The sequence below is a fragment of the Pseudomonas sp. L5B5 genome (assembly GCF_020520285.1).
Taxonomy (GTDB): domain Bacteria; phylum Pseudomonadota; class Gammaproteobacteria; order Pseudomonadales; family Pseudomonadaceae; genus Aquipseudomonas.
In genome coordinates this window covers 6,345,278-6,358,065 of record NZ_CP084742.1, presented here as the reverse complement: position 1 = coordinate 6,358,065, position 12,788 = coordinate 6,345,278, and the positions used below count along the sequence as shown (strand labels likewise).

General features: G+C 65.8%; 10 protein-coding genes and 1 pseudogene. 7 read left to right on the top strand and 4 right to left on the bottom strand.

Translation table 11 applies throughout. The features are described 5' to 3' along the window. Window positions 1-19: 19 nt before the first annotated feature. The 5 genes from LGQ10_RS29310 (at window position 20) to LGQ10_RS29290 (ending at window position 4,756) form a co-directional block, all read left to right on the top strand. Window positions 20-469: a GFA family protein gene (locus tag LGQ10_RS29310; RefSeq protein ID WP_319003955.1), complete on the top strand. Its 450-nt coding sequence runs from the start codon at window positions 20-22 to the stop codon at window positions 467-469. A gap of 39 nt (window positions 470-508) precedes the next feature. Further along, window positions 509-910: a lysozyme inhibitor LprI family protein gene (locus LGQ10_RS29305; RefSeq protein ID WP_226523975.1), complete on the top strand. Its 402-nt coding sequence runs from the start codon at window positions 509-511 to the stop codon at window positions 908-910. A gap of 209 nt (window positions 911-1,119) precedes the next feature. Further along, on the top strand, window positions 1,120-2,757 hold the full coding sequence (locus LGQ10_RS29300; protein WP_226523974.1) for a WG repeat-containing protein: 1,638 nt from the start codon (window positions 1,120-1,122) through the stop codon (window positions 2,755-2,757). Window positions 2,758-2,856: 99 nt separating this feature from the next. Then, window positions 2,857-3,525, top strand: coding sequence for an HAD family hydrolase (locus LGQ10_RS29295; protein WP_226523973.1), 669 nt, complete (start codon window positions 2,857-2,859; stop codon window positions 3,523-3,525). 463 nt (window positions 3,526-3,988) lie between these two features. Further along, a complete protein-coding gene (locus tag LGQ10_RS29290) occupies window positions 3,989-4,756 on the top strand; it encodes an AraC family transcriptional regulator (RefSeq protein WP_226523972.1) in 768 nt (255 codons plus the stop codon). 4 nt (window positions 4,757-4,760) lie between these two features. Here the strand turns inward: LGQ10_RS29290 and LGQ10_RS29285 are convergent, their stop codons facing one another. From LGQ10_RS29285 to LGQ10_RS29275, 3 genes are read right to left on the bottom strand one after another with little or no spacing between them, the layout of a single operon-like run. Then, window positions 4,761-6,347: a DHA2 family efflux MFS transporter permease subunit gene (locus LGQ10_RS29285; RefSeq protein WP_226523971.1), complete on the bottom strand. Its 1,587-nt coding sequence runs from the start codon at window positions 6,345-6,347 to the stop codon at window positions 4,761-4,763. Then, on the bottom strand, window positions 6,340-7,452 hold the full coding sequence (locus LGQ10_RS29280; protein ID WP_226523970.1) for an HlyD family secretion protein: 1,113 nt from the start codon (window positions 7,450-7,452) through the stop codon (window positions 6,340-6,342). The genes LGQ10_RS29285 and LGQ10_RS29280 overlap by 8 nt, the downstream gene beginning before the upstream one ends. Further along, window positions 7,449-8,936: an efflux transporter outer membrane subunit gene (locus LGQ10_RS29275; RefSeq protein ID WP_226523969.1), complete on the bottom strand. Its 1,488-nt coding sequence runs from the start codon at window positions 8,934-8,936 to the stop codon at window positions 7,449-7,451. The genes LGQ10_RS29280 and LGQ10_RS29275 overlap by 4 nt, the downstream gene beginning before the upstream one ends. Window positions 8,937-9,185: 249 nt before the next feature. On the opposite strand from LGQ10_RS29275, the pseudogene LGQ10_RS29270 reads away from it, so the two are divergent. Both LGQ10_RS29270 and LGQ10_RS29265 read left to right on the top strand, forming a co-directional pair. Beyond that, window positions 9,186-9,383: pseudogene (locus tag LGQ10_RS29270) on the top strand (hypothetical protein); the annotation flags it as partial. Window positions 9,384-9,637: 254 nt separating this feature from the next. Further along, complete coding sequence (locus LGQ10_RS29265; protein WP_226523968.1) at window positions 9,638-11,575, top strand: amidohydrolase; 1,938 nt, start codon at window positions 9,638-9,640, stop codon at window positions 11,573-11,575. Between the two features lie 182 nt (window positions 11,576-11,757). On the opposite strand, the gene LGQ10_RS29260 is transcribed toward LGQ10_RS29265, so the two are convergent. Continuing rightward, window positions 11,758-12,783 (bottom strand): histone deacetylase family protein, encoded by a 1,026-nt coding sequence (locus tag LGQ10_RS29260; protein ID WP_226523967.1) that lies wholly within the window; start codon window positions 12,781-12,783, stop codon window positions 11,758-11,760. Window positions 12,784-12,788: the final 5 nt, after the last annotated feature.

The window sequence follows — 12,788 nt, the reverse complement described above, 5'->3', positions numbered from 1 at the left end:
GGGCCAGGAGATCCAGGCCATGGCCGACGACCTGCTGGCCGCGGCCCAGCGCCACGCGCCTGCCAGGCCGTTGCACGGCAGCTGCCTGTGCAAGGCCGTGCAATACCAGGTCGAGCGCCTGGACATGCCCATCGGCCACTGCCATTGCCAGACCTGCCGCAAGGCTCACGCCGCCGCCTTTGCCTCCACGGCCGGGGTGATGCGCGAGCACTTCCAGTGGCTGCGTGGCCAGGAGCACCTGAGCCGCTACGAATCGTCCCCGGGCAAGCTGCGGCACTTCTGCTCGGTCTGCGGCTCTCATCTGCTGGCCGAACGCGTGGGGCAGCCCCATGTGATCCTGCGGGTAGCGACCCTGGACGATGATCCGGGGCAGACGCCACAGGTGCATATCTGGACATCCCACGACGTGCCCTGGCTGGCTCACGCAGGCCTGGACAGTTGGCCGCAGTGGCCACCCAGCCGCGACTAGACTGCCTCTCTACCCCATTGATCGATAGCGAGACCTCCCATGCGCCCGACCCTGATCCTGGCCCTTGCCCCCCTGCTGCTTGTGTCATTGGCCCACGCCGACGAGTGCAGCAATGCGCCCACCCAGGCGGCTCTGAACCAGTGCGCCAGCGTTCAGTACAAGACTGCGGACAAGGAGCTGAACCGCCTTTACCAAGAAATCGGCCAAGGCTTGAAAAACCAGGCCCAGACCAAGCAGCGGCTGGTCAGCGCCCAGCGCGCCTGGGTGGCGTTCCGCGATGCCGAGTGCAGCTACGCCACCTCCGTTGTGGAAAGTGGCAGCCTCTATCCCCTGGCCTACAGCCAGTGCATGACGGCACTGACCAAGGCCCGTGTGGAGAACCTCAAGCATTACCGGAATTGCGAGGAAGGTGATCTGAGCTGCCCGGTGCTGGGGCTGTAGAAGGGTCCTGTTCCCGGCCCGGTTGAAGGCCATGCAGCAATAGCAGTGTTCCAGGGGCGCGGCCTGAGACAGCTCGCGCCGCTGTACTGGAGGTTTTCTTTGCAATTGGACCTTGCATTTATCCGTCGCCACCGCAGAATCACCCCGCCGCGCCCATCCGCTCGCCAGCAGGCTCGGCATTTCCCCCTATTACAAGGAACCTGAAGTTCATGGATAGAAGCGCCAGTGCCCGTCTCGGCTCGCTGATCCTCTCGTTGTCTGCTCTGACCCTGGTTGGATGCAAGGAAGAATCCAGTCCCAAGACGGTGGCCACCGCGCCTGCCCCGGCACCTGCGGCCATGGTGATTCCGGTGTGCGCCAATGGTGAATGTGCAGTACTGGACCAGAACGGTTCCGTGCTGGTCAGCGCCGACAACGACTATGACGCCGTGGTCACCCTGCCCCTGGACAAGAGCTTCCTGTTCGCCAAGGACGGGACCTGGAACCTGGCCAGCGGCGATGGCAAGCAGATCCTGCTGGCCGACTTCACCGACGACCTGCGCCTGCTGACGCCCGGGTATTTCGGTTTCGGCAAGGATGGCAAGGTGGGCGTCATCGACCAGACCGGCAAGCAGGTCCAGCCTGCGCGCTTCGACGACCTGTACGTCGGCGGCCAGGACGACTTCATCGTCTACGAGCTGAATGAAAAGCGCGGCCTGCTGGACACCCAGGGCCAGGAGCTGACCCAGGCGCTGTATGACAGCAGCGTGGTGCGTGACAACTTCGCCAAGCGCGGCGGGTGGATGACGGCCGAGCGCGGCAATGAAAAGTGGGCGTACAACCTCAAGACCCACGAACAGAAGCAGGTCGAGTTCGACAGCATCGACAGTGCCGCCAACGGCTACCTGGTGGTCAGCGATGAGCGGGGCAAGGCCCTGGCCGATACCCAGGCGCAACTGATCGGCAGCAACCATTACTACTGGCTGGGCGTGCCGGGCGAAAACCGGGTGGCCTTCAAGGAGAAGTACGACAGTCCTTGCGGCTACCTGGACATGCAAGGCAAGACGGTCATCCAGGCCCAGTTCGCCAACTGTGAAGTGTTCGGCAAGCAGGGCGCGCTGGTTGCGGCCAGGAACGCCGAAGGCGAGAGTGGCAAGGTCGGCATGATCGACCAGCAGGGCCAATGGAAGGTGCAACCGGCATACGATTCGGCAGAGCCCGCCGGCTTCAGCCCCAATGGCCTGTTTTCCCAGGTTCCGGGGCTGAACCAGGTAGCCGTGCTGCAGAACGCCTTCAGCGCGACCTTCGGCATCTTCGATGTGGACAAGGGCGTCGAACTGTTCAAGCCGACCTACACCAATATCGGCGCGATCACCCCCGACCTGTTCGCCTTCAGCACGCCTGAGAGCCCGACCAAGCCGGTCACCCTGTTCGGCGAAGCGACCAAGATCGCCACCGTGGGCCTGATGGACGCCAGCGGCAAGGTCCTGATGGAGCCTGGCCAGTACGTGGACATCCGCCTGGACGACACAGGCCACTACCTGCTGGCCAGCGAAGACACCTCGCCACTGGCGACCGTCGCGCTGCTGGACCTCAAGGGCAAGCGCCTGATCTCCAGCAAGTGGCAGGAGCTGGTGGTGGACGAAGCCCGTGGCGCGATCTTCGGTTTTGCCGTGGAAGGCCTGGGCGATGACCAGTCCCGCAGCATCAAGGCCCTGTATCGCCTGGACGGCACCCCGAGCTTCCAGGTGACCCAGGTCGACTGCGGCGCCGAGCAGGTCCTCGATGGCCAGGGCAAAGTGCTGTGGCCAACCAACCCGCAGGATCACTGCCCGGCGCCTGACGACGAAGACCAGGCCCAGGGCTGAGCCCCGCGCACCGGCCACGGCTGCGATCAAGCCTGCTAGCATGCGGGCTTGATCGATTCAGCCAACCGGCCCCGATGGGCCCGACAGGAACTGTCTCCCATGCTCAACGCTTTGCTCTTCGACCTCGACGGTACCTTGACCGATACCGACGCCCTGCACCTGCTGGCCCTGCAACAGCTGCTGCTGGAAGAAGAAGACCGGATCTTCAGCCACGAAGAATTCATGGTCCATGTCAGCGGCCAGGCCAACGCCAACCTCTGCCGCTACCTGTTTCCAGGCCGCAGCGTGGCCGAACATGAAGCCTTTGCCGAGCGCAAGGAACAGCGCTTTCGCCAATTGTCCCCCCGACTGGCCCCCATCCCCGGCCTGTTGCGCCTGCTGGACTTCGCCGAGCAGCACGGCATCCGCACCTGCGTGGTGACCAATGCACCACGCGCCAATGCCGAGCACATGCTCCAGGCCCTGGACCTTGTGCAGCGCTTGCCCATTGTCCTGGTGGCCGAGGAGTTGCCCCGGGCCAAACCCGCCCCCCTGCCCTACCTGCGCGGCCTGCAATGCCTGGATGCCGAAGCCGGCCACGCCCTGGCCTTCGAGGACTCGGTCCCCGGACTGACCGCGGCAGTCGGCGCCGGTATCTGCACTTTCGGCCTGGCCACCAGCCAGCCGCCCGCGACGTTGCTGGACGCCGGAGCCCATCGAGTGATTGGCGATTTCAATGATCCGCAGTTGTGGGCCGAAATCCAGCGGCGGCTCGAACGGCCAGCCTGACCCTGGCACGAAGGGTGGGAAGCAAGGAAAGGAACGGGAGCAAGCAACAGCGAAGGGATTGACGAGAGGGAGGGAGGAAAGGGTGCTCGCCCATCACTTCGGCCATGGCATCTTAAGCCGAAGCCCCCCTTTGGCTGGGCGAGCAGGAGGCCATGTTACGGAGACTCCCTGGATGGCCCTATCGGATAAATCCTAGAAGTGTGAGGGATTGTGGAAAAAACCGATGCGTTTTTTCCTCAGCACGACCTTTCTTTCACGGCTCTTTCACCTCCCCTCCCGTAGATTGAGCAGCACTCCTGAACGAATCCCATTTGGCCCGCCCTTGGCGGGCTTTTTTTTGCCTGGCCTGCAGCCCGCCGTCGGCTGCAAGTCCTGCGCTGATTTCGCTTTTATTGTCTTGAAACAGACACTCGGCTTTATGATGTGCCTCCTTGTTCCCCGCTGCCCGGAGGCGCCCCGTCCCATGTCCGACCTGCTGGTGGTTTCGTCCATCGATAGCCTCGCGGTGCCGGTCACCAGCATTGCCGTGGACTATCCCAATGGCCACACGATCCCCTCCCACAGCCATCCCCGTTCGCAACTGGCCTATGCCATCGAAGGCGTGCTGGTGATCGATACCCAATCCGGACGCTGGGTCGTGCCCCCCAGCCGCGGGGTGTGGTTGCAGGCCGGGGTCGAGCATCGGGTGCGCATGCGCGGCGCGGTGCGCATGCGCAGCCTGTTCGTCAACGTCGACGCCATCAGCGGCTTGCCTGAACATGACTGCGTGATCGAGGTTTCGCCCTTGCTGCGCGAATTGATCCTGGCCGCGTCCCAGGTGGACGAGCACTACCAGGCCGACAGCCGCGATGGCCGCCTGATGCGCCTGATCCTCGATGAAATGCGCTCGCTGCCGGTGCTGCCGTTCAGCCTGCCCTGGCCCCAGGACCCGCGCATGCTCCACGTCTGCCAGGCCCTGGCCGATGACCCCGCGGACAGTCGCACCGCCGAGCAGTGGAGCGACCGCCTGGCCATGAGCGCCAAGACCTTCCACCGCCAGTTCCAACGCCATACCGGCATCACCTTCGGCCGCTGGCGCCAGCAGGCGCGGCTGCTGATGTCCCTGGAGTGCCTGGCCCAGGGCATGCCGGTGGTCCAGGTGGCCTTGCAACACGGCTACGATAGCCAGAGCGCCTTCGCCGCCGCCTTCAAGCGTCAGTTCGGCACCCCGCCGTCGGAGTTCTACCGCTGACGACTCAGGCCCGGCGCAGCATTAACCCAGCCAGTACGCACAGCAGCATGGCCAGCCCGGCCAGCAGGAAGGCGTCGCTGTAGGCCATCAGCAAGGCATCGCGGTGCAGCACCCGGTTCATCAGTTCCAGGGCCTGGCGGCGCAGCGGTGCCGCCGCCGCCGAGTGCAGCGCGCTGGCGTGGTCCAGGAACGACCCGGACAACTTGCGCACCCACTCCACCAGGCGCTCCTGGGTGGCCTGGGTGAACAGATTCACCGATTCGCCGATGCGCTGGCCGTGGAACTTCTCCCGCTCCACCACCACCTGGCTGGACAGGGCGATCCCAATGGCGCCACCGACATTGCGCACCATGGAGAACAGGCCCGAGGCAGAACCCACCTGGTCTTTCTCCAGCCCCTGGATGGCCATCACGCCCAGCGCCACTACCACCAGCGACTGGCCAATGCCGCGGATCACCAGCGACGGCACGATGACGTTGACCGAAGCATCGGGGTTCAGGTGCATGTTCATCAGGCAACCGATGCCGGTAATGGCGAAACCGGCAATGATGATGGTGCGCGCGCTGGTCCAGCGCATCAGGCGCGGGGTGGCGAAGGACATGGCGAACTGGATCAGGCCATACGGGATCATCATCAGGCCGATCTGCCGGGCGTTGTAGCCGTGGATCTCGGCGAAGTAGTTGGGCACCAGGAACACCACGCCAAACACCACCGCGCCAAAGGTGAACTGCATCAGGCTGGCGATGCCGAAGTTGTAGCGTGCCAGCAGGCGCAGGTTGATCAATGGCTGGGGACGTCGCAACTCGATGAACACGAAGGCCAGCAGGCCGGCGCAGGCCAGCACCGCGCAATTGACGATGAACGACGAAGCCAGCCAGTCATGGCGCCCGCCCTCCTCCAGCATGATCTGCAAGGCCGCCAGGCCCACCGCCATGCTGGCGATGCCGCCCCAGTCGCCCTGGCGCAGTTTCTCCAGGACCATCGGCTGCGGCCGCACCGACCAGCCGATGGCGGCCAGCAGCAACAGCCCGGGCGGTACTTGCAGGTAGAAGATCCAGCGCCAGGAATAGGCATCCGTGAGCCAGCCCCCCAAGGACGGTCCCGCCGCCTGGGCGACGTTGTTGGCCACCGCGAACAGCGCCATGCCCATCGGATGGCGGGCCGCCGGCAGTTCGGTGACGATCAGCTGGAACGACAAGGGGATCAGCACGCCGCCGAAGGCCCCTTGCAGCACCCGCGCCAGGATCAGGCTGTGGATGTTCGGCGCCAGGGAACAGGCAATGGAGAACAGTACGAAACCGGCAGTCCCGACCATCAGCACCCGGCGCATGGAAAACACCGAGACCAGCCAGCCCGTCATGGGAATGATGATGATCTCGGCCACCAGGTAGGCGGTGGTGATCCACGAGCCCTCTTCGAAGGTGGCGCCCAGGGAGCCGCGCACATCGGGCAGCGAGGCGTTGGTCACGTGCACGTTCATCCCGGCCATGAAACAGCCGACCACGCTGCCCAGCACCGCCACCCAGGTGCGCAGGCTGATGGCCGGCACTGCCTCGGCCACCGGTTCGGACACCCGTTCGGCGCTAGTCATGGCGAGTATCCACGGTCACCACCACCGACATGCCCGGGCGCCATTCACCCTGGCGCGGCTGCCCGGGGTCCAGGTGAATGCGTACCGGCATGCGCTGCACGATCTTGGTGAAATTGCCGGTGGCGTTGTCCGGTGGCAGCAAGGCGAACTGCGCGCCGGAGGCCGGGGCAAAGCTGTCGACCCGGCCGGTGAGCACCTGGCCGCCCAGGGCATCGATCTCGATCCGTGCCGCTTGCCCGGGGCGCATGCCGTCCACCTGGGTCTCCTTGTAGTTGGCCACCACGTAGGCCTCCTGAGGCACCACTGCCAGCAAGGGCGCACCCACTTCCACGTACTGCCCCAGGCGCAGGCTGCGCTGCCCGGCGATGCCGTCCACCGGGCTGCGGATCTGGGTCCGCGCCAGGTCGATGCGGGCCAGTTGCAGTTGCGCCACCACGCGGGCCACACCGGCCTCGAGCTTGTCCAACTGGGCCCGGGCGCTCTGTTGTTCGGTATTGAGCACTGCCACCTGCTGGCGGCGAGCGGCCAGGGTGGCCCGGGCCGCCACCAGCGCGGCATCGGCCTGGCGGGCCAGGGCATCGGCGCTTTCCAATTGCTGCACGCTGCTGACCTGCTGGCTGGCCAGGTGCCGTTGCCGGCGCCCTTCCTGACCGGCCCGCAAGGCCTCGGCCTCGGCAGCGCCTACGCGCGCCTGGGCTTCACCGATCAGGCTCTGCTGTTGCTGCTGGCGCGCCTCCAGGTTGGCTAACCGGGCCTGGCCGGTGCGCTGTTCGGCACGGGCCTCGGCCAGCATGGCCTCGGCCTGCTCGACCCGGGCCAAATAATCGCTGTCATCGATTCGGGCCAGGAGATCGCCGGCCTTGAGCAACTGGTTGTCGCGCACTTCGACGCGAGTCAGGTACCCGGCCACCCGGGGCGCGACCGTGACGATATCGGCCCGCAGGTAGGCATCGTCGGTCTCCACCAGGAAGCGGCCGTTGAACCACCAGTACAGGCTCCAGGCCAGGATCAACAACAGGCCCAGGACCAGCGCGATGCACAGCAGCAGGCGGCGCCGGGTCAGGCCATGGGTAGCGGGAACGGGAGTAGCAGCGGTATCGGTCATTGCGGGGTCTCGCCATTAGCTCGAAGGGAAGGAGCTTGAAAAGAAGAGGTACGAAAGGAGGATGGCGTGGGCAGGATCACCGGCGGAGCATCGCGCCAGCCGCCGCCAAAGGCCTTGAACACCAGGACCTGGGTATCGATCAGCTGGGCATCGGCCCGTGCCGCCGCGGCTCGCGAGGCCACATCGGTGCGCTGGGCATCGAGATAGTCCAGGGCGCTGGATGCACCCGCGGCGCGGGCCAGCCCGGCCAGGCGCAGGGTTTCGTGGTTGCGCTCGGCCGCCAGGTGCAGGTCTTGCCGGCGCTGTCCGGCGGCCTGGTAGTCGCTCAGGGCCTGGCGCTGCTCCTTGAGCGCCAGCAAGATGCTGCGGTCGAACTCCGCCAGCGCCGCGCCCTCCCGGGCATCGGCCTGGGCGATGCGGGCGCGGACCGCATTGAAGTTGGGAAAACTCCAGGACAGCAGCGGTCCCAGGCGCCAGGCCGAGGCATCACGCTCATCGAAACCACTGGGATGATGGGCCGAGCTGGCGATCCCGGCGCCCAGGCTGATACGCGGATAGAGATCGGCCCGGGCTACCCCGATCCGCGCGGTGGCCGCTGCCAGCCGGCGCTCGGCCTGGCTCACGTCGGGACGCCGACGCAACATGGCCAGGGCATCGTCAGCGGGCATGGCGGCAATCAGCGCCGGTGTCCGCCGGCAGGCCTGTGCCGGCGCCGGAACATCCCCGGGCAGGCGCCCGAGCAGCACCGCCAGTTCGGCCAGCGCGCGCTGGCGCCCAGCCTCCAGTGGCGGCAGGCTGGCCCGGACCTGCCCCACCAGGCCTTCGGCGCGTGCCACATCCAGCGCCAGCGCAACACCGGAACGATGCAGCTCGGCGGTCAACTCCCGCCCCTGCTCCACCAGCGCCAGGGACTGGCGCGCCACATCCAGGCGCTGGCCATAGCTGCACGCCTGCAACCAGGCGCGGGTGGTTTCGGCGGCCACCACCACACGCAGGCCATCCTCGGCAGCCCGGGCGGCTTCGGCGTCGGCCCGGGCCGCTTGTTCCAGCCCTTGCAGGCGACCGAACAGGTCCATTTCCCACTGCACGTCCAGGCCGATACCGTAGCGGGTCCCGGTACGGATACGCCGACTGTCGCCCAGGGCCGCCTCCAACTGGTCGTCCGCCGTACTGCCATAACCGGCGCTGGCCGACACCTGGGTCAGCGGCTGGTCCAGGATATCGGTCTCGCGCAGCAGGGCCTTGGCCTGCAGCAGGTTGGCCGCTGCCACCCGCAGGTCGCGGTTATGGCCCAGCGCCTCCAGCACGGCGGCGTTCAACCCCGGCTCCCGGTACAAGCGCCACCACTGCTCGGTCTCGGGCGGCGAGGTCGGAACGGCTGCGGCGGGCAGGTTCAAGGTCGTGCTCGGCGGTCGCTGCGGACCGACACTACAGGCACCCAGCAGGGCACACAGGGCCAGCACGGGCCCACGATGAATAGGCATGACGGGTACTCGATGGTTCGATGCACCCACTTTATGAAGGCCCCTGACGACCGTCTAACGAGAATATCCTTTTTATTATCGCAAAATGGTCATATTAAGGAATTGCACATCGTTGCACTCCGCCGCTGAAGTCCTCGGCCTGCCATGGGGCTGTCGCCCGGCTGAACGAAATGGCGCCAGTCCAGCCGGGCGTCAAGGCCGTAGCTACACTTCGCAACCTCTTCCCTGCCCTCCTTCCGATCGATCGCCATGACCGAAGACTTCGAAGTGCCCAGCCCCCACGAAAAACATGTGGAACACGTGAGCGAGCACGCCCATGCCCGCAGCGACAGCTTCGCCAGCAAGATCGCGGTCACCACGGCGATCATGGCCACCCTCGGCGCCTTGCTGAGCTACCAGGCCGGCTCCAGCGAGAGCCTGGCGGCCATGGACAAGAGCGCTACTGCGGCCAATGTCGACCAGCGCCATCCGCAGGCGGAGACGGGGCATGCGGCGATCGAGCACTGCACCGAATCGGTATTGATCAAACCCTGACTCCCAGGCTGCCAGGGACCTTGCCAAGAGGCACGGGACCGGGCCGCTCCTGGCAATGGGCCAGCTTGCTCGGCGAACGGCTGCTACGCTCAGGGCGAGCCGGATCTGTGCCCCAGGGCTCATGGACCTTACCCCCTCAAACCACCAAGAACCTTGAGGAACGCATCATGGGATCAAATGGAAATGATCACGACTACATCCAGTGCGGGTGTCACAACCCGGTCTGGGAAGCGCTGAAGCACAGTCTCGACCCAGCCCGCTACATGGCCGGGCTGCCCCGCGAAAACCATGGCCCGCTGCAGGAACCGGACGGCGCATCCATCGTCTTCACCAATGGCATCCTCTATCCCCTGCGCGAGGGCAACATGGACGACCGCGTCGAGGCCCTGGGCATCCATGCCGGCGACGTGGTGGCCGTCGGCACCCTGGCCGAGGTCAAGGCGCGCATGCAGGACTTGAACATCACCTATGCCATCCAGGACCTGGGCGGCAGGACCCTGCTCCCCGGCCTGGTGGAACCCCACGCCCACATCGTGCAGAGCTGTGCCATGGATGGCTGGCTGAACCTGGGCGCCATCGTCAACGACGTCGATACCGACCCCGACAGCAAGGCCTTCAACCACGACGAGCAGCAGAACCAGCGACTGCGCCCCGTCTATGACTGGAACTGGCTGAAGAGCACCATCCAGGCCCAGCTGCCCAAGGACGACTCGACCTGGATCCTCGGGCACATGGTCGATCCGGCGCTGATGCCCTTCACGGTGGTGCCCGGGGGCGAGAACCAGCTCATCACCCTGGGCTGTGGCTTCGACGAAGAAGTCGGCAACCTGGACAGCATCGACAAGCTGCACCCGATGCTGCTGGTCAGCGCCTCGATGCACACCGCCTACCTGAACAGCGCCGCCAGCGAATTGGTCGCCAAGGCCGGTATCCCGGTCGATAACGGCACAGTGCAGGAAGAGGATGTGTTCAAGGCGATCCTGGTCATTCCCCTCAAGCAGCAACTGGAGATGCTCACTATCTTCAAGCGCCTGGACCACTATTTCGCTACCGCCGCGCGGCGCGGGATCACCCTGTTGTACGACGCCATGATGGACCCCATCTCCAGGCTGCTGCTGGATGCCTATTTCCTCAATCACCCGCGTACCCTGCGCATCGGCTACGCCGCAGCCTGCAACGGCACGACCAAGAGCATCAACCAGCTGCCGACCTACCAGGCGGCCACCCGCGAACAGGCCAAGCGCATGTACCAGGGCTCGGTGAAGCTGGTCTCGGACGGCTCCAACCAGGGGCTGACCGGTTACCAGGCCACCGACTACTGCTGCAATGCTGGCGCCCGGCCCAAGGGCAACTTCAACTTCTGCGACGAGGGTGACCAGGATCCGCAAGACCTCCCCGTCGCCTATCAGGACCTGGTCCAGGCCGTCGCCGCCAAGGGCTGGCCGCTGATGATCCACGCCAATGGCGACCGGGCCATCGACTTCACCCTGCAGGCCTACCAGAAAGCCTTCGAGCAGGGGGTGGGCCTGAACAAGCGCCACCGCATCGAACACTGCTCGCTGCTCAGCGAAGATCGCCTCAAGACCATGGTCAAGCTGGGGCTGTCGCCCAGTTTCCTGGTGGGGCATGTCGGCTACTGGGGCTACGCCTTCCAGCAGGCGATCTTCGAGAATCGCGCCGACACCATGCTCGACCTGTGCCAGATGGCTCTGGGCAAGGACCTGCGGATCTCCCTGCACAGCGATTGCACGGTCACGCCGCTGGGCCCACTGCGTTCGATGGAGCAGGCGGTGACGCGCAAGATGGAAGGCCTGCGCCTGCCAGGACAGATCCCCTATGTGCAGGACCCGCAACAGCTGCCGGTGCTCAACGCCCAAGAGTGCCTGACGCGCAAGCAAGCGCTGAAGGCCATCACCTACGATGCCGCCTGGCAGTGCAATGCCGAAGCCTGGACCGGCTCCCTGGCCGTGGGCAACTTCGCCGACTTGGTGATCCTCGAGCAGGACCCGCTGGACGAAAACGTCCCGGCCACCAGCATCCGCGACATCAAGGTGCATGAGACCTGGAAAGGCGGCCAGCGGGTGTATTCCAGCAGCGCCAACTGACGCCTCGGCAAGCCCGTTCCCGCAGCACCGGCGATGGTGTTGCGGGGTACTCGAGCGCTTGCGGCTGCCAACACCCGAGGGTCGTAGAGGAGATTGCCGGGAAACGGACGCCCTGCATCCGTTCCCCAGGCAAGAACAAACCAGAGCCTGGCCCGGTCAGCGGGGCCGTTCAAAGGTTCCGTTCAGAAGGTCCAGGCCGCGGCGTCAGCGAAGAAGGCCCGGGCGTTGTCTTCCAGGCTTTCCAGATGATAGCCGCCTTCCTGGACGATCAGGCACGGCAGGCCCAGGCTGCGGATTCGCTGGCCAAGGATGGCGAAGCCGTCCCGGGTCACTGCCACCTTGCTCTGCGGGTCGAGTTCATAGATATCGAACCCCAAAGACAGCACCAGCACCTCGGCATCGAACGCCTTCACCGCCACCAGGGCCTGTTCCAGACGGGCGAGGAAATCCCCTTCGCTGGCGCCATGGGCCATCGGCAGGTTGAGGTTGTAGCCCTCCCCCGCCCCGGCGCCACGCTCTTCGGCGAACCCGGCCACCCCCGGGTAGAAGTTGGTGGGGTCGCCATGCACCGAGACATACAGCACATCAGCGCGCTCGTAGAAGATTTCCTGGATGCCCTGGCCGTGGTGCATGTCGGTGTCCAGCACCGCCACCCGGGCGTACTTGTCCCGCAGGACTTGGGCCGCCACTGCCGCGTTGTTCAGGTAGCAGAAACCGCCTGCGGCTTCGGCCCGCGCGTGGTGGCCCGGCGGGCGGCACAAGGCGTAGGCCGCCGGCTCACCGTCGAGCAACGCCTGGGCCCCGGCGATGGCGCTCTGGGCCGACCAGTAGGCCGAGCGCCAAGTCGACTCACCCACCGGGCAACTGCCGTCGGCCAGGTAGCACGCGGCCTGGGCCAGGACCCCGCGCAGGGCATTGGGCTCGCGCACGAAGATGTTGGACATCACCTCATCGCCCCAGTCTTCGGGGATGTCCTTCCAGCCCTGGTGCGCATCCTGCAGGAACGCCAAGTACGGCGCGCCGTGTACCGCCAGCAACGGTGCCATCCCGGCATCCCGTGGCTGCTCGACGGCAAAACCCAAGGAGTGTGCGGCCTGCACCAGGCGCTGGGCGCGCTCCGGCACCTCCTGGGGTATGCGCATCTGGCCGCGCGAGTAGTAGCTGCGTGGATGGTGGAGCAACTGTTCGGGGTGGAAAAAACTGCGCATGACCT